We start from the raw sequence: 23543 nt of genomic DNA, 5'->3' as shown, positions 1-23543 counted from the left end.
CCAGCTTAGCTGGGCACGCCGAAAAAAAGAGACCACGAACATCACCATAGAATTGCTTCTATAGCGTGTTGTGGTCTCTCCAAATCTCCTACCGAATTATTAACTTATCATTATTGTAACACTGTTTACCATTATTTAAAAGCTTTTGTTGCTTCAATTGCTTTTTTCCAGCCAGCATATAGCTCTTCACTTGTACCCGCTTCCATCGCTGGTGCAAAGCTCTTATCCATATTCCACTGCGCTGCGATTTCTTCTTGATCTTTCCAATAACCAACCGCAAGACCAGCTAAATATGCTGCTCCTAATGCTGTTGTTTCGTTCACTTCTGGACGCTCTACTGGCACACCTAAAATGTCGCCTTGGAACTGCATTAAGAAGTTATTTTTCACTGCACCGCCATCTACGCGTAATGTTTTTAACTCGATGCCAGAATCAGCTTCCATCGCACATAATACATCTTTTGTTTGATATGCTAGCGATTCAAGCGTTGCACGAACAAAATGCTCTTTCGTCGTACCACGCGTTAACCCGAATACCGCACCGCGCACTTCACTATCCCAGTACGGAGTACCAAGACCAACGAATGCAGGTACAACATATACGCCTTCAGTTGACTCAACGCGCGCTGCATATGCTTCACTGTCGCTTGCATCTTGGAACATACGCAGTCCATCACGAAGCCATTGAATAGCAGATCCCGCTACGAAAATACTACCTTCTAATGCGTATTCTACTTTTCCATTTAAGCCCCATGCGATTGTTGTTAATAGACCATGCTCAGATGCTACTGCTTTTTCACCTGTGTTCATTAACATAAAGCAGCCTGTTCCGTATGTATTTTTCGCCATACCTTCACCGTAGCAAGCTTGACCGAATAATGCCGCTTGTTGGTCACCCGCAACACCCGCAATCGGTACATTTTGACCGAAGAAATGATAATCAACTGTATGACCGTATACTTCAGAAGACGGACGTACTTCTGGAAGCATGCTTGCTGGTACTGTTAACATATCAAGAAGTTCTTCGTCCCATTTTAACTCATGAATGTTATACATTAATGTACGAGATGCATTCGAATAATCTGTTACGTGAACGTTGCCGCCAGATAATTTCCATACAAGCCACGTATCAATTGTTCCGAATAATAACTCGCCGCGTTCTGCTTTCTCTCTTGCGCCTTCTACGTTATCTAAAATCCATTTTACTTTCGTTCCAGAGAAGTATGCATCAATTAAAAGACCTGTTTTTTCGCGAACCATATCGCTATAGCCTTTTTCTTTTAACTCGTCACAAATTTCCGCTGTTTGACGAGATTGCCATACGATTGCATTGTATACAGGTTTTCCTGTTTCTTTTTCCCATACAACTGTTGTTTCACGTTGGTTTGTAATCCCGATACTAGCGATTTGCTCCGGTTTTACCTCTGCTTCACTTAAACAAGTTGCAATAACCGCTAAGATTGATCCCCAAATTTCTTGTGGGCTATGCTCAACCCAGCCTGGCTTTGGAAAATGCTGTGTAAATTCTTTTTGCGCAACATGTACAATTTTACCTTCTTTATTAAAAAGAATCGCACGTGAACTCGTTGTTCCTTGGTCTAATGAAAGAATAAATTTTTCCATGTTTATTTCCCCCTTATGCTACTCTTCTACTATTTGTATTTTTCCCGCTCTGTTTGCTTGTCATATAAGAGATTGCTAGAACAATCACCGTTGCAATAACTACATAGATAAGTGCTGAGTTTTGCTTTCCTTCAAATACAACTTGATGGAATAATCCCGCTAATGACCCGCCTAAAATCGGTCCTACTACTGGAATCCATGCATATTTCCAATTCGATCCGCCTTTTCCTGGGATCGGAAGAAGGAAGTGTGCAATACGAGGTCCTAAGTCACGTGCTGGATTGATCGCGTAACCAGTTGTCCCTCCTAATGATAAACCAATACTTACGATTAAGAAACCTACAATGAACGGATTTAAACCGTCTGCAAACTTATTTGCTCCAATTGCTAAAATACCAAATACTAGAATAAAAGTTCCAATGATTTCACTTAAAAGGTTTGCGAATGTGTTTGGAATTGCTGGTCCTGTCGCAAATACGCCTAATTTTGTTCCAGCATCTTCTGTTTCTTTCCAATGTGGTAAGTAATGTAGGTATACAATACATGCCCCAATCATTGCTCCAATCATTTGTGCTGCAATAAACATAGGTACATCGCTCCAAGGAAATGCTCCTTTAAACGCTAAACCAATTGTTACTGCTGGATTTAAATGCGCTCCGCTAATCGATCCAACTGCATAAGCAGCCACTGAAACCGCTAAGCCCCATCCCATTGTAATAACAATCCATCCTGAGTTTTGTGCAAATGATTTCTTCAAACTGACACCAGCACAAACGCCGCCGCCAAGAATGATTAGTAATGCTGTCCCTATTAACTCCCCTAAAAATGGTGACATATAACCCCTCCATGCTCAAATTAAAACACCCTCAGTGATAGAGAAAAATTGAATAGCCATTCATTTTCAAAAGAAAAAAATCCACAAATGCACGCTTCTATAGAATCATAGAAACAATGAAATGTGGATCTCTTCTTTTCTCCGTCACGTTTATTAACTTGTCTATAATGTTAAACTCATTTGTAAGCGGTGTCAATTAGTTTTTTCATATTTTTGTCACTTTTTATGAAAATGTTTCCATAACTCTTTCTTCGACGTTGTAATCGCTGTCGCACCAGCTGCTAGAGCCCTTTCCACATCATCCACACTACGAATAAATCCGCCTGCTAAAATCGATAATCCAGTCCGCTCTTTCACTTCCGTAATGACATCCACTAAAGCCCCTGGCAGCACTTCAATGTAATCTGGCTTTGTCTTTTCTAAAAGGGCACAACTCTTTTCCATTGCACTAGTATCAATTAAGAAAACGCGTTGAATCGCAACAACACCTTTTTGCTTCGCTTTCATAATCACACTAGACCTCGTAGATAACACCCCGTACGGGCGAAACTCTTGACATATATATTCCGTTGCATACGCATCACTTTGCAAGCCGTGAATTAAATCCACATGCAAAAAGACTTTTTTACAATACTGCCTTGCAAGAGTAATAACACTTTTCAGCTGAGCAACATGAATATCAAGAATAACGATATACTCATAGGAACTATGCAATAGTTTCTCTAAATCTTTAATTTGCCGAACCGCTGGTAATATTTTTTGTTCATGAAATTCCATACGAAAATCCCCTTTTTTTGTATCTTCCTATTTCTTATAGTACACAAATTAAGGAAAAAGAAAAGATGGGACCTTTTTCGTTCCAGCTGGGTTTGGTGACTTTTGTATCGAACTCTGTCGAAAGGTCTTTATTTCGTGTCGAATCGCCGATATCTGTGAACACGAAAAAACGGGACTGATCGTCAGTCCCGTACAATGACTTACATATTAGCGCCTTGTGTTGAAACTTGCCACTCTACGCCGAATTTGTCTTTGACCTGGCCGTATGATGGACTCCAAAACGTTTCTTGAAGTGGCATTATAACTTGGCCACCGTCTTGTAATTTTTCAAACACTTCTTGTGATTTTTCTGCATTTTGTATGTGAATAGCGATAGACACTTGCGATCCAACTTGCTGCGGCTGACCTGGGAATGTGTCAGAGATCATCAAATCCGTATTGCCAATTTTCAAATGCGCATGTAACACACGGTCTTTCGCCTCAGCAGGAACCTTGAATTCCGGATTTTCCGGCATGTCTCCAAATGTTTGAAGGCTTACAACTTTTGCATCCAATGCATGTTCGTAAAACTTAACAGCCTCTTGTCCATCACCATTCGTCACTAAATACGGGTTAATACCTAAAATCATCACAAGCACCTCTTTCTAAAATGTTTAACATATGTAGTTGAATATAGAACATATGTTTCTGTCATTTTATCATATATTACATGTTTATGGAACTATTCTACTTCGTTCATGCAATAAAAAAATCGACATCTTTTTTTTATAACTCCGCTCGAATTTCGTGCTACCCCATCTTCTTTTAAAGTACTCACACCATAGACTCCTTATGTATAAATTCACAATATCCTTTCGCTTATACATGAAAATGTTCTAAAGGTAGAAATGCCTGAAATATAAATATAATTGAAAGGAGTGAGATAGGAATGGAAGCTAGTACCTTTTTCGGACTGTTTTGGGGATGGGTGATTGTTATCGTATCAGGAATACTTTTCGTACGCCCATCGGTACTGCGTGAGCTGAAAAAATTAGTAGTCGTAGACAGAGGATCTGGAATTATGTATGGCTTTCTATCGATTTTTTTAGGGCTAGGCACTATTATCCTGCATAATGTATGGGCACTCAACTGGCAAGGATTCATCACAATCATTGCATGGCTCGCGCTATTAAAGGGAATTTACATCATTGCATACCCAGAACCATCTAAGAAAACCGACTTCGAAGTACGAATACTATCTACTCGTATAGTACTTGCTATTATTAGTGCGTTAGCTTTATGGATGCTTGTCGTAATCTATATGAAATAAACTAGAAATCCGCATGTTCTTGATGCTATCCCGTTTAAAAGGAGATGAGCAGATGAAACTGAATCATTTGAACTTATGTGTGAATGACTTATCGGAAGCAAGAAATTTTTTTGAAACATTTTTTGATTTTCAATTTTTAGAAGCGAAAGGAAAAGCTCTTGTAGTGATGAGTGATAATAATGGATTTATTCTTGTATTAAGTGATCCAAAAGCGTTTAAAGATAGAAAAGATGCGACATACCCAGAAGCTTTTCATATTGGTTTCTTAGTAGAAGAACCAATTGAAGTTGATCAAGTATATAACCGCTTAATAGAGGGCGGGATTGAAATAGATAAAGAACCTTATAAGATGAGAGGGAATAGTTATGGCTTCTACTTTACAGTGTTTAATGGATTGATGATTGAGGTTTCTTGCCTTGACTATAAAGATGGGAAAAGAATTTCGAGACTTAATAGTACAAAATAACTGGTAAAGCATCACAACAGAAAAAGGATGGTAACCGTTCGGCTACGCATCCTCTTTCGTAGTTATTAAAGTAAAACAGAATCCTTATCACTTTCTTGATTACGTCGCTCGCGCTCTTCCGCGAGGCGTTTCATATAAACTTCGCCTTCTTTTTCAATAAACTCATTATCCATTTCTTGCTCTTTTTTGGACGTGTATAAGACCATATAACCACTCACAACAATTCCAATAATAATGAGATAAATCCACCATGGTAAAGTTTGCATTCGAGTTCCTTCCTTTCATCAGACAAGCTTTGTTAGTTTCACTGTATGAAAGAAAGGGAGATTTTATGACTACTATATTTATTCTATCAGCGAAGTCTTACTGCTCATTAAGGTGAGATAAAACTAGTTGTAAGTACAAAAACAAAAGAAATAAGAGTAGTTAAAATACCTACTCTTATTTCTAAGTTGCACATAAATTACAGTAAACAAATATGCATAAGTTTATCTTCTGAACTTAACGATGAATCCAAACTGCTCCTGCAGTCTTATCATCAGCTTGACCTACTACTTCAAACTTCAGTCCCAGCTTCGGAACTTTTCGTCCTGCATCTGGAATTAACGTGTTCATGTATACTTTAGAGTCATCAAATTTCGCCACACCTGGTAATCCTTTATAATCAAATACTCCGCGTGATGGTGAATTTACTTTCCACGCTGGTGTTTGATCAAATGAGAACGCAGCATCTGCAATTTGATAACGCGTGCTACTTTTCACAGACGGTTGACCATTTAATGTTCCTACAATTGCTTCTGGATGAGAATCTACTACTCCAAGGAATCCTTCACCTGGATGTACGCCAACCCAGTTATCTGTGAAGCTTTGGTCTGCATACCATACAACAAGTCCTGTGTTGTAAACTGGACCGCGTCCATATTGCAGTGCTTCATCAGAACCAGAGTAGTTTCTCCACTCTAAATAGTAGTTATTTTTCTTATATTCAATTCCATTAGAAACAGTAAAGCCTTTTAAAGTAAAGCTTTGTTGTCCCTCTGCATCATCAGAGAATACAACTTTATCATCTACCGTTAAATTAGCATTATCAAGCGCAAATCCTCTGTAAGCTACAGCAATATCTGTTAAATAGTCGAATTGTAATTTTACTTTCTTGCCTTTGAACTGACTTAAATCATAAGATTTATCAATCCACTTATCATTTGTTGTATCCATACCATTCTTGATGTCTTTGTCACCCATTCTATCAAGCTTTGTTTTCGTTCCATCTTCTGCAATCGCATATACATCAACGAAATCATACTTTGCTTCTAATTCATAGAATGCTTTGTAATCAAATTTTGCAGTCGTTGCATTTGTTAAATCGAATAATGGCGTTTCTAATGTTGTGTGGATGTCATTTCCTTTTGTACTATAGTAAAATTGCTTTCCAAAACCAGGTTCAATGTTTTTCACTTCTTTATCAGGTAAATTTACACGAACAATTCCTGGACGTTTTGATTTCGTAACACTTTGATCTAAATACGTCGCCGACCCGATACCACGAAGTTTATCGTAGTCTACCTCGACAATATTTGCCCAGTTACCCTTCATATTTTTTTGGAAGAACTCTTTATTTTGCGGAGAGAAACTTGTCGGTTCTGTTCCAGCAACTCTTCCAGCCCAGCTGCCGCCACTCATAATAGACCAAGCTTCAATCGGCTCACCTTGTCCTGAATACTTTGTATCGTACTCATCTGGTAAACCTAAATCATGACCAAATTCATGAGCAAATACACCAACTGCACCGTCTTCAGGCTCGATTGTGTAATCGTATGCAGCCATCTTTCCATCCCATCTTTGTACAGATGATTTCGTTCCATCAATTGCATAAGGTTTTGCACCAAGTTTTGAACGGTGAGACCAAATTGCATTATCTTTCAACTTTCCACCGCCAGCTTCTTGACCAACACCAGCGTGAACAACCATTAAATGATCGATAATTCCATCTGGCTCATTTTTATTACCGTTGTTGTTATAATCATATTGATCAAATTGATCATAATCAGCTAAATTAATTCCTTTTTCCACCGCTGCTTTTAACGCGTCTTTTACTAAATCACGTGGTCCTAAAGGTCCTTTATTATCATGACCGCTGCCAGCATCAGCGCCGTAATCAGCTGCTTTCCCTGGAACAGTCAACCATTCTGTTACAGTTCCATCAACTGTATAGCTGCCGCCTGATTGCTCTTCATAATATTGCTTAAATGTTTTAATGTTCGTGCCATTGAATAATGTAAACGGCTCATCACCAAATAACATATTTTGATAATGCTCACGATTAAAATCATTTGAATACATATATCCTTGCTCTTGATCGATATTGTTATGTTTAAAATCACTATATTCTACAAGAAGCACAAGAACTTTATCTTCGCGCACAGAACCGTTATAATGTGCTTGCTTCGCTGAAGAAGTTGGCACTTTCCCATTTAGCTTTCCAGAATTTAATCCAGGTACTTGTCCATTTCCTGCACCATTCTCTTTTTGATTCTGCTGCTCTTTCTCTTTCATCTTTTCATCTTTTACTTTTTTCATAAAGTCAGTAGCTTCTTGCGTAAGGCTGTCTTCTGGCGTTGTTTCCTTTCCAGGATTTTCGCCTTTCTTCTTCTCTATATATTTCTCTACAGCCTTTGCCGTTTCGGCTTGTGATGCAGAAGGATCAATAACCCCGCGCTCCTTCAACGCATTCGCCAAGCGATCCTCTGGTATTAAATGCTCATCTATGAAACTAGATGACGCTGATGGTGATTCTGCATAAGCAGCATGACCACCGAAAGCAAACATAGAACTTAGCATAGCCCCAGTTGCCAACACTGAAAAAGTTTTTAATTTTCTGTTCTTTTTCAACGTATTCCCTCCCCTATTATGTATAAGTTATCGACTCTTCCCTTTTTGTCGATATTTATATATTATTATCGATTGGTGTAATTTTCAATATTTTTGTAATATACAGAAAAATAAAAACCCTAAATTATATTAAAATAGAAAAATAATCTGCGTTGTTTTAGATACATTTCACTTATGTGAATGAATTCTAAAGTTATTCAAAGTACTTCCTTATTTAACTCTATAAAAATTGTGAAATATAATCTCAAAAACATACAAATACACCTATATTGGTACACATACTATCCCTTCACTGATTGTTCCAGTTTTTATCTCGACCTTCTTCTACCTAATCTAGAGAGCTGGGCAGTTATCCCCCACCTATCTTCTTTATAAAAGCGGAAGCGGCTCGCTCAGAATCGCAGGACTCCTGTGCCCCTGACAGAGAGGCGCTTTTTGCCTCTTCCGAGGGGACGAAACGACCGGAGATTCTAGTCGCTAGAGCTGGACAATGCTTCTCTCTGAACCTTGAGGTGGGGGTCTTACTGCCCACGAATAGCGGGATAAAATAGTATAGAAAATGAGTTTGATGAAGTGGGATATACTTAAATTTTTATTCTTTACATTGTTAAACAGATTATTAATTGAGAAATGATTTGAATCTCTTTCATATAGATCTACAAAAAGACACATACCTGTAACATAAAAATGCTATAACAGTTCTTAAATAATCATTTTTATGATAAGTACAGAGGTGACATGTGAAAGTTAATTTAGAACACACCAATAAAAATAGAGTATTAATAGCAAAGTTAATCCCTTCTTTGAAACAATCAAAAAGAGGAATATTCCCATGGAAGCTTAAGCGAATATGTGTCATTTTCCTTATAATCTTCATTTTCCCAATCGCTGCTTATTTATATGCGTTTTATTTTGAACCCACATCATTGTCTATTACGCGAACTGATATCAAAAACCCTAATATTCCCAAAGGATTTCAAGGTGTAAAAATTGTACAGTTTTCCGACACACATTTTGGACCTGATTTTTCTCATAAGCAGCAGAAAATGCTAGTTGAGCAAATAAATGAATTGAAACCCGACATTGTAGTTTTTACAGGTGATGTAATTGATAAGTTTGCAGAGTATGGTTCCGAAAGAAAAGAAACACAAACGATTTTGTCGCAAATTCATGCTCCTCTTGGAAAATATGCGGTATTTGGTAATCATGACCGTGGAGGAGGCGGAGGGTATTTGTACAAACAGTATATGGAAGGCGCTGGTTTCACTGTTTTAGTCAATGAAACGAAAAAAATCAGGGCAAACAATGGGGATTACATTACCATTTCCGGTTTAGATGACTTTTTACTTGGCAAGCCTAAAGTACAGCAAACCCTTCAGAAACTACAAGAAAAAGATTTTAACATACTGTTAGTGCATGAACCAGATACGGTAGAAGAAGTTCTTGCATATCCAGTTGATGTTCAACTATCTGGTCACAGTCATGGAGGACAAGTACAACTTCCATTCATTGGCCCTATCATCACTACTAAATTAGCAGAACGATATATAGAAGGATTATATTCATTACAAGGAAAAATAAAAACGTTACAACTGTATGTAAATCGTGGTATTGGTACAACAAGAATGCCTTTGCGTTTTTTGAGTAGGCCAGAACTCTCTGTCTTTTCATTAAGAAATTCATAACGCTAAGTTAAAATAAAAGATATTCACAAGAATTTTGAGACATTTATGAGAGAGAAACGAAAGATTTGTTGGAAATGGAAAATTTAACCTTGCTACATTTAAAATCTGGTTTTACTTAGGGAATCCTGCTGACAAAAACGAATTACCCCAAAATAATAAAAGTAAGTCTTATTATTAAAAAAGGCACCTAATCTTCATTTTGAAGGCCGTCTAGAATCTTAACTTGATGACAATGCCTCAGGATTTCTGTCAAAAAATGATATAGAAAATGAAATCAATATGGGAGAGAGCACCATGAAATAAGTGACGTAGAACTCAATTGAATTTAAAATTATCTTTTGGAAAGATAAGAAGAAAACGACTATTAAATTTTATATATGATATCGACGGAGGAAATTATGAACGTATTGATTGTAGATGATGAAAAAGATATGCTGCGAATTTTAAAAGCTTATTTTGAGCGAGAAGGTTATCATGTGTTTCTCGCTGAAGATGGAGAGCAGGCTCTTGATATATTTTACGAAATGAAAATTGATTTATTGATTTTGGACTGGATGATGCCCCGTGTCAATGGGCTTAGTGTATGCAAAGAAGTGAAAAAGCATAGCGACGCAAAAGTATTAATATTGACAGCAAAAAGCGAACATGAAGATGAGCTGATGGCGTTGAACACTGGTGCGGATGATTATGTGAAAAAGCCGTTTCATCCAGGCATTTTGCTAACGAGGGCAAAAAAACTGCTGAAAGAGGATAAGGTCATATATATACACGATATTAAAGTTGATATGCAGGCGAAGAAAATCTATAAAGATGATGAAGATTTAGAAGTGACGAAGAAAGAGTTTGAGCTTATGACCTGCTTTTTACGGAATCAAGGGAGTATTTTGTCACGCAAAGATTTGCTGGATCTTGTATGGGGGATTGATTATTTCGGTGAAGAACGAACAGTGGATACCCATGTGAGACGATTGAGAGAAAAAATAGGTGCGGATTTAATTAAGACGCATAGAGGTATGGGATATAGCATGGAGAAAGGACATGAATAGACTCGGGAGAAAATTTGCCGTTACCATCTCTGTTTGTATTATTTGTATTTTTGCGTTCTCTATGTTGATTACCAACTATTTTCTGCCCCGCTATTATGTACACAGAGTGAAACAGGATTTGAATGCCATTTCAAAAGAAATTACATCTATGGAATACAACGATTTCATAAATTCCGTGGCGGACCTCGAGAAAAAGCATAACTTGACAATTGTATATGAGCCCATCAGTAGTGACGAGGCAAGTTTCAATTGGTCGCTACGTTCACAGCTAGCAAAAAAGCAGATGACATTGAATAAGTTTTGGATTACGAAGGAAACTTTACGAGACGTGAAAACCGGAACCCGTGTAAATAAGCTATACGACCAAGGGAAATTGAAATCTGGCTTTTTAACAAGCTTTGTAGAGAAGGACGGCTTGTTTATCATCGTGGGAGTATCTATCGTCCACTTTCACGAAACGGCCTATATCATTAATACGTTTACCTTGTATGTCCTTGGTTTCGCTATTCTTGTCCTCGTTGCGTTAGTATGGGGATGGTCGCGGAAAATTACAAGTCCTTTACAAGAACTGACGGATATTTCTAAAAATATCGCCATGCTAGATTTCAAAAAAACTGATATACGGACAAATGATGAAATCGAAGAGCTAGCCAATAGTATTAATGTAATGAGTGATGCGCTGAAAGCGGCGCATGAGGATTTAAATAGAAGAAACAAAAACTTAAAACTGTTCATGTCAGATATTACGCATGAGCTAAAAACACCCCTATCTTTGATTAAAGCATATTCCATAGGCATTCAAGACGGCCTAGATGATGGCACTTATGTTCATACAATATTGAAACAAACTGATAATATATCTGCGTTGATAGACGAATTGCTCGAATTTTCAAGGATAGAACGGGAAGAATTACACAAGGAGTCGTTTGATTTGCTAGCTTTGTTTCAGCATTGTTTGGCGAAGCATGCAATTGAAATTCGGCTCAATGAAATTAATCTTGCGATCCAACAGGCAGATAAGCCGTTATGGATCACAGCAGACCGCAGCAAGATTGAGAAGGTGCTAAACAATCTGCTTAGTAATGCCATCAAGTACACACAGAATAAGAGAATTGATATACGATTTGAAGAAAAGAAGGATAGGATTCTTTTCATAGTGGAGAACGGTACGAATATGAAGGAAACGGAGAGCGAAAATATTTGGGAGCCCTTTTATGTGACTGAATCTTCACGAAGCAAAGATAGATCTGGCACCGGTCTAGGATTAACAATTGTCCAGTCTATTCTGAACCGCCATCAATTTAATTACGGTGTGTCCCTATATGAAGACATCATTCAATTTTATATTTGTTTTCCGAAAAGTGTCTCTTCCGATAAAAAAAGCAGCTAGCCATATGTGAAATGGGTAGCTACTTTTTTGTTATTTCACCGAGTTTGTAACATTAGTGTCACAATGTGAACTTATAGTAGGTGACAGAAGGAGGTTTACAAGATGAAAAAAACCATTTTTTATGCGATTATTTCTATTTCATTGCTTATTACGCCACTCGCTGTATATTGTGCAAAGGACAAAAATAAGAAGGTAAATGAGACACATAGCTTTCAATTCAGCGATTTCTCATTTGATGTTACACCAGAAACTGGTGAAATCATATTGGAGAAGGATGGCGTAAAGGAAAGTGCTTCTCTTCCTGTTCCAAAGAAAAAGGTTGCGGATGTAAAAAAGACAGACCGCCTTGTATCGTGGAGCTATCCAGACGATAAGATGGAAATTAAGGTAGAGAAAAAGAAATATTATTTGGATATTACACTGAAATCAGATGGGGCAAAGCAATTCGAATGGCCAAAAGTAAGTGCAAACAGTTATACTTTACCCCTATGGGAAGGAAAGCGTATACCAGCCGATGACCCATATTGGAAAGAATTCTTGAAGGATGAAGAGTTTTCATTTATTGAAAGTTTTTCTATGAGGTTCTTTGCATTAGATAAGTCTAAATATTCGATTGTATATATTGCGGACAATATGTTTAACGATAGCATCCATTTCAATACGGATGGTAATATACAATTTAGCTTTACTCATAAGTTTCCATCAATTAATCCAAATAAGGAGTATGGATTCAGATTATATGTGACGGATCCTGACCCTTCTCAAATCGCTCAAGTGTATAAGAACTATATAAAGGAGAAAGGAGAGTTCAAAACACTTACGGAGAAAGCGAAAGAAAATCCGAACATCAAAAAACTGTACGGTGCTCCTCATATATATTTATGGAATGAGAATGCAATTACAGTGGAGAATATTCGTTGGAATCAGTTGAAGAGTAAATTGGATGAACCGTTTATCGCTTGGATGGAACAATTGCTGAAGCAAACAGAAGATGGCTCTACAGAGTTTGAAACAGCTATTAGCGAATTGAATAAACAAGACTATATTGATAAATATCAAGAAAATGTAATTATTCATGCGCTTAATAAAGTACTGAAGCTAGATCAGTTCTATAATGATGCAATATTCCCGGATACGGACCGCGAATCGAAAATATTGTTGGAGAAAGGAATTTCTCATTTAAGTGAACAGGAACTGTATACACTGAATAAACGACTGCTAAAAAGTAAGCTAAAGGATGCAGTAGATGATATCGAGAAGTGGGGCGAACAGGATTCTACTAATTTAATTGAGGACATGCGCCAATCAGGAATCAAACATGCTTGGATTGGCTTACCAAACTGGTCAAACGGTTTAATGAACCCGGGCATGGTGAAAGAAGCAAATGATTTAGGATATCTTATTGGTCCTTATGATTCTTATCATTCCATTCAGGAGAATGCAAGCAAAGATTGGAACACTGCTTCTTTTGTAGATAAAAGTTTATACGAAAAGGCGACCATTACAAATAAGAATGGAGAAAAAATAAAAGGTTTCTTAGGCAAAGGAAGAAAACTGAATCCGACTCTATCGTTACCTAGTGTGAAGCAACGTACAGATAGTATTTTGCAGAACGGTATTTCATTTAATTCCTGGTTTGTAGATTGTGACGCGACCGGTGAAGTGTATGACGATTATTCTCCAGACCATATTACAACGCAAGCACAGGATTTGAAGGCAAGGTTGCAAAGAATGGACTATATTGGAAAAGAAAAGCATATGGTAGTTGGTTCAGAAGGTGGTAATGATTTTGCAAGCAATGTTATTACTTTCGCACATGGTATTGAAACACCTGTGATTAAATGGGATGATGAGGACATGAGAAAGAACAAAACAAGTCCATATTATGTAGGCGACTACTGGGCATCAAAAGGAACAATCCCTGAACGGTATAATAAGACTGTTCCAATCAAACCGTTGTACCAACATATTTATGTGGACCCAGCATATTCTCTTCCTCTATATAAACTTGTATACAATGATTCAATGATTACGACACATCATTGGGAATGGGGAAGCTTGAAAATCAAAGATGAAGTTGGAAATAGAATGCTGTCCGAGTTATTATACAATGTTCCACCGTTATACCATATCGACAAGGATATGTGGAATGCCAATAAGGATATGATTGTTTCTTACGTAAACATCTGGTCTGATTTCCATCAAAAAGCAGTGACAAAACCAATAACAAACTTTAAGATTCTTTCTGAAGATCGTTCGGTTCAATGTACGGAGTTCGGGGAAGATCTGAAAGTCATTGTGAATTTTTCAAACAAATCGTTTAAATATAAGAACGAAGAGATAAAAGGAAAAACAGCTGTTATATATGACGGGCATTCAAAAAAAGTATGGGATGCATCGAAATACTAAAATGATTTTTGTTCGTGTAAGGAGAGAAGGAGGAGATAACCATGAAAAGGATTGTGTCTATTTTGGTTCTTATTATTATGGTTATAGTGGCTTCCCGTACTATTTATGAAGAGTATACGTATATAAAATTTGTAGGAGTTTATGTATTTCTGCAGCCGGTGTAAAAATTCATTTGTAAGTCAGGAGACCCCCCATTTGGGAGGGTCTTTCTTTATAAGTATATATGATCAATGTCCGCTAATGCTTATTACGTGATTTGGTTCCCTTGCTACAATGCCCCTGTATGTTAAATTTTCAGCCCATTTCACGCAGCGACCAGTTGAAACTTCCCACATCATTGCTGATAGGTTCATATATAATCGTCAAGTTATATTTTTTATCAAGGTCAGATATAGAATTTATGAAATCGCTGGATTCCATGGATGCAATTTCTCTTGAAACAGCGTTCAAATCCTGTTTTACCCTGTATACATAATAATCGGGCAGAAAATAATTTACGATTTCTATTAATGCTTTCTTCGATAAGCGAGATTAAGTATAGGCCCTATAAGGGGGATCGCCACATAGCCATGGGGTAGAATCGATTTTGGCGTCATCATCTGTCCAATAAATATAATAATTGAGACACCACCACTTAGGGACTCAAATCATTTTTTATAACTATTTCGAAGTTCATTTTGGATTCCCCTCTCCATCTTATCGGACATATACACTAAAAAAATTTTGATATAAAACAAGCCGAATTTTCTATGTTTAAGAAAAATTCGGCTCTTTTCCCATTTCTTTTAATTATGAAACGTCGGTTTATAAAACGAACGATTATCAAGCGCAAAGACACGCTCTGTATATTCACCTGGTTTTGTGCGGCTCAGTGCACGGTCCATCATATTCATCTTCGCATCTAAGTTATCAATATAATGAAGAATTTCTGCTTCTCTTACAAGCGGCGGCTTCGGGCTGCCCCATTCTGCTTTGCCGTGATGTGATAAGACGATGTGCTGAAGAATTAATATTTCTTCTGTTTCAATTTGTAGTTCGTCTGCCGCTTTTCCAATTTCGTTTACCATGATAGAAATGTGACCTAGTAGGTTTCCTTCTAACGTATACGTTGTGGAAATTGGCCCTGATAACTCAATGACTTTACCAAGGTCGTGTAAGATTACGCCTGCATACAATAAGTCTTTATCAAGAGACGGATATAGCGCTGCAATTGCTTTTGCTAAGTCAAGCATCGACACAACGTGATATGCCAGTCCTGAGACAAATTCATGATGATTTTTCGTTGCAGCTGGGTAATCTAAAAATTCTCCTTGATACTTATTCAGCAAATGTCTCGTAATACGCTGAATATTAGGATTACGCATTTCAAATATGTATTGTGTAATTTTCTCGACCATATCTTCTTTTTTAAGCGGTGCTTTTTCCACAAAATCAGAGATATCATTTACTTCACCTGGATTTGCCACGCGAATTTGCTTGAGGCGAAGTTGAATGCGGCCTTTATAATTTTGAATATCTCCCGCTACTTTCACAATTGTTTCCGCTACATATTGCTGCTCTACTTCAGGTGACACGTCCCATAGCTTTGCTTCAATATCTCCGCTTTGATCTTGCAAAATGACTGTTAAGAATGGTTTCCCGTTACTTGCAATCCCTTTCGTTGCCGATTTAATCATTAAAAATAAATCGACTTGCTCACCAACTTCGTACTGTGCAATTTTCTTTTTCATATATTTTCCTCCACCGTCATCGATATAGTTAGTATAGCACATATACATTTGGATTTTTCAACATATAAATCCCAGCTAAGTATAGCCAGATGCTCTCGCCCACCTAACAAGAGAGAGGGGATTTATGTCGCCTTTTCTATTTGTATTTATACTACCTTACTTCTTTAGTCGTTGAATTTCACCTTCTCCAAAGAAAGATAAAAGATGCTTGTGACAAGTAAAGAAAATCACTTGTCGTTCTTTCGCTAATTCCTTCATGAGATGCACGGTTCGCTCTGTTCGCAGCACGTCAAAATGTACGAAACTATCATCAATAATAAACGGATACTGCCCTTCAAACGTATGCGCGAGTGCAAAGCGCAGTGATAAATAGAGCTGCTCCGCTGTCGCTTGGCTTAATTCATGACTATAAAAACGTAGTCCATCTTTTCGTTCTACAATAAACGGTTCTTCTGCATCTGGCGAAAAGACTTTTACATAGTTTCCGCCTGTTAAATAGACAAAATACTCTTCTGCTTTTTGCAAAATACGCGGCAATTGCACTTCATGATAATACTTCTTCGTTTTACTTAATACCGCCTTTGCCGCCGCATAAGCCGCCCACTTTTTCACCTGTTCACGCACTTGTGATTTTTTCAGTTCCCACTCATGAAGAACATCACCGTACGTCCGGCCTTCTTCTAACTGCGCGATATCGTGGCGCAGAGCGGCAAGTGTATGCGTCAATTCTTTTTCCTCGCGCATTAGCTCGTCTATTTGCTCCTGCTCTTTTTCCCGCTCTTCTTCATATCCTTCTAGACGATAACCGCTCTCTAACGCTGACGTCATTAGTCGTCCTTCTAATACATCCATTTGTGGAATTAATCGATCCAATTGCTGCTGCTTCTCTTCAATCTGCTCCGCTTGCTTTGCCGCCGTTAAAAAAACCTCTTCATCAGTTGCTGCGGCAATGTCCCAAAGCTGCTGACGTTCTTCTACTAGATGTTGAACTTGCTGGTGCGCTGCGGCATACTCTTCTTCCCACGCCATAGCCTTTTCTAGCAGCTGCTTTTTTTGCAATTGCTTTTCCTTTTCTTTCTGCACATCTTTACTTAATCCATACAAAAATAACGACGGTGTATCGACGCTTCTTTCTGTAACAACCGTTAGCTTCATTAGTTTATGTTCAAATTGAGAAATCATGTCTCCCTGCAGTGCTTTTCGTTCTTGTTGCTTTGCTAACTCGCGGTACAATTGCTGCATCTTTTCGATTCGTTCAAATGCCGGCAAGATGTGAGCGTACGTAAAGTTATGAGGCAATGCGTACGTCTCTTTATACAATTTTACCTGCTCATTCACGCCAAACAGATCACGTTCCCACTCATCATATTCAGAAAGAACACGGTCATACCCGCGCTCAATTTGCTTTAACTTAAATTCTTCGCGCTCTAGTAGCTTCCGCACGTCATCGTCTTTCTCAAGGCGATACTTAAGTTCAAGCGCTTCATCACTTTCCTGTTCATCGGATCCTTTACTATACATCACATAAAAAACAACAAGGCCAATTAACAAAAAGACTCCTGCAAACAATAACTTACGACTATCCATGAAAACACCAGCAAGCAACAGCAAAACATCCATAATGAATAAAACCATCGCCATTTTATTCATCTGCGGTGCAGTGCGATTTCGCTTCTGCCGAGACGCTGCACTTTGCACCTTTGGCAAATGGCGCTCCCGCTCCCGGTCTGGCAATGTTTGCGACTGCAGCTTTTTCACTGTTTCTTCCTGTTCTTCTAATTGCTCCTGCGCTGTTTTAAATCGTTCATCTAACTGTTGCTTTCGTTTTTCTAACTCTTTTGCCTGCTGCACCATTTGCGTAATCGTTTCCTTCATCGCTAAGCTCACATTGAAAGAAAGAACGTCCTCACGCGCAAATGTAGCGCCAATTTGCTGCTGCAAATCTTGTATTTCTTCTTCTATATGTAAAATGCGCCCCGTCAAATCCCGCACTTCTTGCAGCGCTGCTTCATAAGACATATGCTGCAAACGAAGCTCTTCTACGTACATATCTTGCTGAAGCAATTCTTCATTTACTTGCAATGCTTCTATTTCAAACTGTGCACCATTTAATTTCTTTTGCAGCGCCTCTCCTTGAAGCTCCAGTGGTTCAAGCCGAACTTTTATCCCTTCATAACGCGACAAACCATCAACTGGAAACCTATGCGCTGCATGTTGTTCTAAAAATCGTTCACACGCTCGCCTTTCTAAAAAGAGCGGCTGCAACGCTTCTAACACTTCATAATCTTGCTTTCGTTTCCCCGCTTCTTGCTGCTCAGTGCGAATGATAGAAAGACGCTCTTCCATACTCTTTTTCTTACCAACAAGTTCTTCATACGCGGCAATTTTTCCTTGCCAATCTGCGAGCTGATCTTGCAGCTTTTTCAACTCCTGCAGCGCCACATTAATTTCCGGCTTGCGGCCATTTGGCTTAAAGCGCTGCTCCATTTCTTTCTCTAGCATTTTTTCCAGACGTAACAACCCGTCGCTGCCAACTGCACTTGCGGAAAATAAATAATTGCCAATATCCCCCACGCCAATTTGGTGAATGTTTTGCAGTCCATGCATGTCAAAAGAAAACACAGAATCAAACAACTGCTCATTCATACCCTTTAACAGCTGCTTTAAAACTTCCTCACCGCCTGTTTTTCCATCCGCAAAATAAACCGTCACTTCCCCGGCCACCGTTTTCGGAAGACGCTCAATTTTTAACCGGCCGTACTCCTCGGTATAAACCGTAATCGCACCGCCGTATTTCCCGCCTTCCTTCGGTTCATAACGACGCTGCCCCCTTGTGGGAAAACCAAATAAAATACTCTTCATAAACGAACGAATCGTCGACTTCCCCGCTTCATTTTCCCCGTACAACACGGTAAGCATAGAAAGGGGAAATTCGACATTTTCTAATTTTCCATATCCGTAAATATGAAGCTTCTCAACTCTCATCCCTTACTCCTTTCTTGCTCTAGTAATTGCTCTAAAATAATATTCTCGGCACCCTTTTGAATCTCTTTCTTTTCCTCCTCAGAAAATGAGTGAAGTACCTTCCTCGCAATAGGTGAAGTCCAAATTGTTCGCAGCACTTCATCCATACTTGAGAAGGATTCAAGCTCTTGCAGCACATTCCCGATAAAATGATTTTCCTGCTTCAACTTTTCAATTTCCGCAAACGAAATCGTTTCATTCTTCCATTTCACAACATGTACAAAATTAGTGCGTTCCTCACTAGATGAGACAATGTGAAGAATTTCTTCTACACGCCTCTCATCACGCAAATAAGAAGCAAGCGGACCTTGTCCTGTAAACGTCATCGTCACAAGCAAACCTTCCTCTTCTCTTCGCACGCCGTTCATGCTTTCTGTACATGCATGAATAAGATCATCGACCGTCTCTAACTCATCAATAGGAATCGAGATCTCGTTCCAAATCACATCATTCGTACGGAAAAATGTCAGTTCTGTCCCTTGCGAAGACAAGGAAACAACGTACGCACCTTTCTCTCCCGTTTCCTTTCGGTGCCGCCCTTGAATATTTCCGGGGTACACAATACAGGGTTCTTCTGCTAACACTTCACGTTTATGTATGTGACCAAGTGCCCAGTAATCAAACCCTTTCTCCTTCAACTCACGAATTTGAAACGGCGCATACCGATTATGCTCCGCATCTCCTTCCACACTTCCGTGAAGCATGCCGATATGAAACGGTGCACCTGTCATCTTTTTATATTGCTCTGTCATATTATCCGTCACAGCTTGCTGCTGATAACTAAATCCGTAAATGGAGGCAAGCAGCTTCCCATTTTTATAAAATGATTTTTCTTCTATATAAGGCTCTGTGAAAATATGTACATGATCTGGAAACTCAATTGCCGCCCAGCTTCCGCCTAAATGATCATGATTACCGTGAATCACATATACCGGAATATCATACTGCGCGAGACGCTTCATTTGCTCACGAACAAACACCTGCGCCCGCAAACTTCTCGTCTTTGCATCATACAAATCACCCGCAAGCAAAACAAAATCAACCTGCTCTTGAATCGCTTTATCCACAATGCGTGCAAACGAACGAAACGTACTTTCCTTCATTCTTTCCCATATAAAAGCCGGCACATTCAGTTCCATCCCTTTAAACGGACTATCCAAATGCAAATCTGCCGCATGAATAAACTTTACTTTTTTCACAACGTAACGTCCTTTCTCCGTCATACTTTGCTCAATCTATCGTGAATAGAGCCGACTCACAATATATCGGCGAAAATGTATCATTTATCGGCGCAAATACAACATTTATCGGCGCTTCGACACAATATAAAGATCTCTCAACCACATTCGACACACGAGTAGGCAAAGTTTCATTTTATTTTAACACTTTATTTTGTTTAACCGCATTAAAGGTGCATAAAAAAATGGGCATCTCTCAATGCCCATCAAACTAATATTTTAAAACAACGAAACTTCTCTTTATCGTTCTTTACGAGAATTCAGCTTATTTCCCAGTAGATTTTCTCCTAAAAATAGCACTTGCCACTAATAACATAGCACCACCTAAACTTAAAATAGAGATTTGCGAACCTGTACTTGGTAATACGCCCTTTTTATTCATCGTTTGCTCTGTCTTAGGTTTATTGTTAGTACTGGAAGACTTATTACTAGATTCGTTGTTATTTTGTTCTGTGTTATCTAATTCCTTATTACTAGATTCACTGTTATTTTGTTCTTTACTGCCTGATTCTGTGTTACTTGTTTCATTGTTATTTGATTCTTTGCTATCTGATTCTGTGTTACTTGTTTCTGTACTACTATTTCTATATACACCTGCATCAATTGTTAAATCGTTATTTAAAAGAGTAATATAATCTGTTACTCCATTCTCACTTACATTGGAATCAGCCATTACATCTTGTCCACTTTGTTTTGGCGTAAAAACATAACCGTTTAGCGCTTCTACTTGTACACGGTATATATTTTCTGTTAACCCATCAAACAAATAATTACCTTCTTGATCTGTTTTTACTTCTTTTAATACATTCCCGTCTTTATTTAACAATTGAACACGAATGCCTTCTATTCCTTTTTCACCTTGATCTTGAATGCCGTTTCGGTTACGATCTTCCCATACTTGATCGCCTAACTTAAGAAATGGAACTTTTACGGTTACTTGATTACTTTCCTTTTCTTCACCGTTCCATTGTACTTTAGCTGTATTTGGAATAATTCTTTCGCCATAGCTAGAAAGGTCCGCATTCTCTTTTAGTTTACCAGTCACCTTCATAGAAACATTTTTTCCTGCTACATCTTTCATCTTGTCTTTCGCAAAATTAAATTCCACTGCACCTGTTGCTTTATCTACTTTTATTTCACCGTAGCTACTGATGTCTGTTCCTATGTCATCTTCTACCATTACTTTCTCTATCTCGATTCCATCTTCGATATCATCATAAATACGCAATGTGTTATATCCTACTCCCTCTGCTGGAAGTGATACCTTCACATCATATGTAAATTCTTCATATTTATTCTGCAAAGCAACACCTGTCTTACCCTTTTCATCTTGGTCACTTACTTGCTTTGTAATTGTCGGTTCCTCAACGTTCGGTTTAACAGGTTTCGAATCAGTTGCTTCCCAAATCGGAGCAGTTAAGACTGGATAGTTCAAGGCTTCTATCTTTTTGCGCGTTTCTTCTGATGCTTTCAATCCCCATTGATCAAAAAATGGAAGTAGGTTTTGCTTCGCTATTTTCGATGTATTGTAAATAAAAGCTTGTATTTTATCTTCATCCGTTTTTGGAAGTTGATCCTTTGGTAACTCTCGATATAGTTTGTGAAGATTTGGATAAAAATCATCACCATATGCTAATTGAAGTTGCCAAATCATCACAAGTTTTACAAACAAGTCATCAATATTTTTATAGTCTTTATCTGTTTGTTTTAAGTATTTAAAGGCTTTAGCGTAATCTCCCTCTTTTTCTAAACGTGTCGGTTGATTCGGGAATAATTGCTTTTGCGCAGCTAAAGAATACAAGTTAACCGTAACTTCAGTCATTCCTCTAAGGTCATTATTCCACGTCCATGGGTATTGTTGTCTTGCATGTCCTGCTTCATGCATTTGTCCCCATCCAAATTTATTTACATTTAAAGCACTTTCAATTGCGTTACCTGCAGTAGTAAATACGGCTCCATCAAGAGACGCATACATACCCCATTCTGGTTTGTTAGGGTTTTCTACAAAAGTCCAAAGGCGTCGTTTTGTTCGATGTAACGGATTTGGATTTGTTTCAGATAACCCTGATATTTTATCTTGTGCTCGAATCATTTCATCATATCTTTCTAATAGAGGAACAGGATCTTGATTTACAATATATTTCTTCGCACTATCTCGAGTAACAGTAAGCGCCGCTTTCTCTGACTTTAGTTGAACGGCATGTGCATCTGGATACTTGTCCATCATGGCAATCCAGTCTTTCTTCGTATGCTTCCCTAGTACAAAGAATGGAACAGGGCTCCCGCCTTGTGTGACTTTTACCTTCACAGTTCCTGTATCTTGAGGGTTATCAAACCCTAATAAACCACCGTTTGGCGAGGAAATCGTGTTAGAACCAGGAGATAGATCAAATTCTTTTCCCCACTCTTTATCATATTGATGCGTTCCAATAATCGCTCTAATCTTTTTTGTTCCCGATACCTCAATTGTAATTTGTTCATTCGGTTTCACATAAATTCCTGTTGGCATAAAGCTTTTTTGCGCACCTCTTCTTTCTCTATCCGCTTCGCTCCAGAAATCACCTGCACCTGGAAGTTTAAACTCTCTCTGTTCATATTGGTTTGTGTTTTGTCCAGCAACTGTTTCAGCATGAACAGCCAAACCGTTCGTTATGATAGGTGTAAATAATGTAGTTGTCAAAATAGTAGACGTCACCAATACTTTCATAGGCTTTTGAAACATATCATGATTCTTTTTCTGCATATAAATCATCCCTTCGCTGCATTCATGTAATGGATTACGATTTCACATCTATTTTTAAAAATTAAGGAACTCCTTTTATTCAGTTGATGGCAACCTAGCCATGTAACAAATGCAGCAGAAGCTACACTGAAAAACCTCTTAATTTTTCGAACTTCCAGCACTTATTTCTCCTTTAAGTTCATAGAAAATCTATATGAATCGTTTCTCTTGTAACACTTTTGTCTTTATTAAAACATTATGTATTTTAAAAGTAAATATCAAAATATTATGATATTTTTTCAAATAATAAACATAGTAAATATACTTAAAATGAATTATAGAGGCCCCAACATGACCTGCACTCCCTTTATTTTAAATCTCACATGTGGCAGAAAAAGGCC

The 23543-nt window shown here is 38.2% G+C and carries 17 protein-coding genes; 7 read left to right on the top strand and 10 right to left on the bottom strand.

The window, feature by feature from the left end:
- Positions 1–131: 131 nt before the first annotated feature.
- The 4 genes from glpK to V7024_RS12710 all read right to left on the bottom strand — a co-directional run bounded on the left by glpK (position 132) and on the right by V7024_RS12710 (position 3863).
- A complete protein-coding gene (gene glpK, locus V7024_RS12725) occupies positions 132–1622 on the bottom strand; it encodes a glycerol kinase GlpK (protein WP_335520428.1) in 1491 nt (496 codons plus the stop codon).
- A gap of 13 nt (positions 1623–1635) precedes the next feature.
- Positions 1636–2457, bottom strand: a complete 822-nt coding sequence (locus tag V7024_RS12720) for an MIP/aquaporin family protein (protein WP_335520427.1) — start codon at positions 2455–2457, stop codon at positions 1636–1638.
- A gap of 216 nt (positions 2458–2673) precedes the next feature.
- The gene (locus V7024_RS12715; RefSeq protein ID WP_335520424.1) at positions 2674–3234 is read right to left on the bottom strand and encodes a glycerol-3-phosphate responsive antiterminator; all 561 of its coding nucleotides are present in this window, start codon (positions 3232–3234) and stop codon (positions 2674–2676) included.
- Positions 3235–3434: 200 nt separating this feature from the next.
- Positions 3435–3863, bottom strand: a complete 429-nt coding sequence (locus V7024_RS12710; protein WP_335520419.1) for a VOC family protein — start codon at positions 3861–3863, stop codon at positions 3435–3437.
- A 299-nt stretch (positions 3864–4162) separates the two neighbouring features.
- Between V7024_RS12710 and V7024_RS12705 the strand changes: the two genes are divergently transcribed.
- Positions 4163–4543, top strand: coding sequence for a hypothetical protein (locus V7024_RS12705; protein WP_335520416.1), 381 nt, complete (start codon positions 4163–4165; stop codon positions 4541–4543).
- Positions 4544–4595: 52 nt separating this feature from the next.
- Complete coding sequence (locus V7024_RS12700) at positions 4596–5009, top strand: VOC family protein (RefSeq protein ID WP_335520412.1); 414 nt, start codon at positions 4596–4598, stop codon at positions 5007–5009.
- 65 nt (positions 5010–5074) lie between these two features.
- Here V7024_RS12700 and V7024_RS12695 read toward each other — a convergent pair whose 3' ends face one another.
- Both V7024_RS12695 and V7024_RS12690 read right to left on the bottom strand, forming a co-directional pair.
- The gene (locus tag V7024_RS12695; protein ID WP_335520410.1) at positions 5075–5275 is read right to left on the bottom strand and encodes a sporulation YhaL family protein; all 201 of its coding nucleotides are present in this window, start codon (positions 5273–5275) and stop codon (positions 5075–5077) included.
- A gap of 235 nt (positions 5276–5510) precedes the next feature.
- Positions 5511–7898 carry an immune inhibitor A domain-containing protein gene (locus V7024_RS12690; RefSeq protein ID WP_335520407.1) on the bottom strand — a complete coding sequence of 796 codons (2388 nt, stop codon included), beginning with the start codon at positions 7896–7898 and terminating at the stop codon, positions 5511–5513.
- Between the two features lie 794 nt (positions 7899–8692).
- Between V7024_RS12690 and V7024_RS12685 the strand changes: the two genes are divergently transcribed.
- The 5 genes from V7024_RS12685 to V7024_RS12665 all read left to right on the top strand — a co-directional run bounded on the left by V7024_RS12685 (position 8693) and on the right by V7024_RS12665 (position 14592).
- Positions 8693–9583, top strand: a complete 891-nt coding sequence (locus V7024_RS12685) for a metallophosphoesterase (RefSeq protein ID WP_335520431.1) — start codon at positions 8693–8695, stop codon at positions 9581–9583.
- A gap of 398 nt (positions 9584–9981) precedes the next feature.
- Complete coding sequence (locus V7024_RS12680) at positions 9982–10629, top strand: response regulator transcription factor (protein WP_335520402.1); 648 nt, start codon at positions 9982–9984, stop codon at positions 10627–10629.
- On the top strand, positions 10622–12019 hold the full coding sequence (locus tag V7024_RS12675) for a sensor histidine kinase (protein ID WP_335520400.1): 1398 nt from the start codon (positions 10622–10624) through the stop codon (positions 12017–12019). The genes V7024_RS12680 and V7024_RS12675 overlap by 8 nt, the downstream gene beginning before the upstream one ends.
- 102 nt (positions 12020–12121) lie before the next feature.
- Positions 12122–14428 carry a glycoside hydrolase gene (locus V7024_RS12670; protein WP_335520397.1) on the top strand — a complete coding sequence of 769 codons (2307 nt, stop codon included), beginning with the start codon at positions 12122–12124 and terminating at the stop codon, positions 14426–14428.
- 41 nt (positions 14429–14469) lie between these two features.
- A complete protein-coding gene (locus V7024_RS12665) occupies positions 14470–14592 on the top strand; it encodes a hypothetical protein (RefSeq protein ID WP_335520394.1) in 123 nt (40 codons plus the stop codon).
- Between the two features lie 621 nt (positions 14593–15213).
- On the opposite strand, the gene yhaM is transcribed toward V7024_RS12665, so the two are convergent.
- From yhaM to V7024_RS12645, 4 genes are all read right to left on the bottom strand, one after another.
- Positions 15214–16158 (bottom strand): 3'-5' exoribonuclease YhaM, encoded by a 945-nt coding sequence (gene yhaM / locus V7024_RS12660; protein WP_335520391.1) that lies wholly within the window; start codon positions 16156–16158, stop codon positions 15214–15216.
- Positions 16159–16314: 156 nt separating this feature from the next.
- Positions 16315–19143, bottom strand: a complete 2829-nt coding sequence (locus tag V7024_RS12655) for an ATP-binding protein (protein ID WP_335520388.1) — start codon at positions 19141–19143, stop codon at positions 16315–16317.
- Entirely contained in the window at positions 19140–20381 is a 1242-nt protein-coding gene (locus V7024_RS12650; RefSeq protein ID WP_335520386.1) for a metallophosphoesterase family protein, read from the bottom strand. The genes V7024_RS12655 and V7024_RS12650 overlap by 4 nt, the downstream gene beginning before the upstream one ends.
- 304 nt (positions 20382–20685) lie before the next feature.
- Positions 20686–23163 carry a M60 family metallopeptidase gene (locus V7024_RS12645; protein WP_335520383.1) on the bottom strand — a complete coding sequence of 826 codons (2478 nt, stop codon included), beginning with the start codon at positions 23161–23163 and terminating at the stop codon, positions 20686–20688.
- Positions 23164–23543: the final 380 nt, after the last annotated feature.

This window comes from Bacillus sp. JJ864 (assembly GCF_036963045.1).
Classification (GTDB): domain Bacteria; phylum Bacillota; class Bacilli; order Bacillales; family Bacillaceae_G; genus Bacillus_A; species Bacillus_A pseudomycoides_C.
This window is presented reverse-complemented; position numbering and strand designations above follow the sequence as displayed.

What these genes read in the sequence shown, in the direction of transcription:
- glpK (WP_335520428.1), bottom strand. Translation starts at nt 1,622, where the DNA reads ATGGAAAAATTTATTCTTTCATTAGACCAAGGAACAACGAGTTCACGT.
- V7024_RS12720 (WP_335520427.1), bottom strand. Translation starts at nt 2,457, where the DNA reads ATGTCACCATTTTTAGGGGAGTTAATAGGGACAGCATTACTAATCATT.
- V7024_RS12715 (WP_335520424.1), bottom strand. Translation starts at nt 3,234, where the DNA reads ATGGAATTTCATGAACAAAAAATATTACCAGCGGTTCGGCAAATTAAA.
- V7024_RS12710 (WP_335520419.1), bottom strand. Translation starts at nt 3,863, where the DNA reads ATGATTTTAGGTATTAACCCGTATTTAGTGACGAATGGTGATGGACAA.
- V7024_RS12705 (WP_335520416.1), top strand. Translation starts at nt 4,163, where the DNA reads ATGGAAGCTAGTACCTTTTTCGGACTGTTTTGGGGATGGGTGATTGTT.
- V7024_RS12700 (WP_335520412.1), top strand. Translation starts at nt 4,596, where the DNA reads ATGAAACTGAATCATTTGAACTTATGTGTGAATGACTTATCGGAAGCA.
- V7024_RS12695 (WP_335520410.1), bottom strand. Translation starts at nt 5,275, where the DNA reads ATGCAAACTTTACCATGGTGGATTTATCTCATTATTATTGGAATTGTT.
- V7024_RS12680 (WP_335520402.1), top strand. Translation starts at nt 9,982, where the DNA reads ATGAACGTATTGATTGTAGATGATGAAAAAGATATGCTGCGAATTTTA.
- V7024_RS12675 (WP_335520400.1), top strand. Translation starts at nt 10,622, where the DNA reads ATGAATAGACTCGGGAGAAAATTTGCCGTTACCATCTCTGTTTGTATT.
- V7024_RS12670 (WP_335520397.1), top strand. Translation starts at nt 12,122, where the DNA reads ATGAAAAAAACCATTTTTTATGCGATTATTTCTATTTCATTGCTTATT.
- V7024_RS12665 (WP_335520394.1), top strand. Translation starts at nt 14,470, where the DNA reads ATGAAAAGGATTGTGTCTATTTTGGTTCTTATTATTATGGTTATAGTG.
- yhaM (WP_335520391.1), bottom strand. Translation starts at nt 16,158, where the DNA reads ATGAAAAAGAAAATTGCACAGTACGAAGTTGGTGAGCAAGTCGATTTA.
- V7024_RS12655 (WP_335520388.1), bottom strand. Translation starts at nt 19,143, where the DNA reads ATGAGAGTTGAGAAGCTTCATATTTACGGATATGGAAAATTAGAAAAT.
- V7024_RS12645 (WP_335520383.1), bottom strand. Translation starts at nt 23,163, where the DNA reads ATGCAGAAAAAGAATCATGATATGTTTCAAAAGCCTATGAAAGTATTG.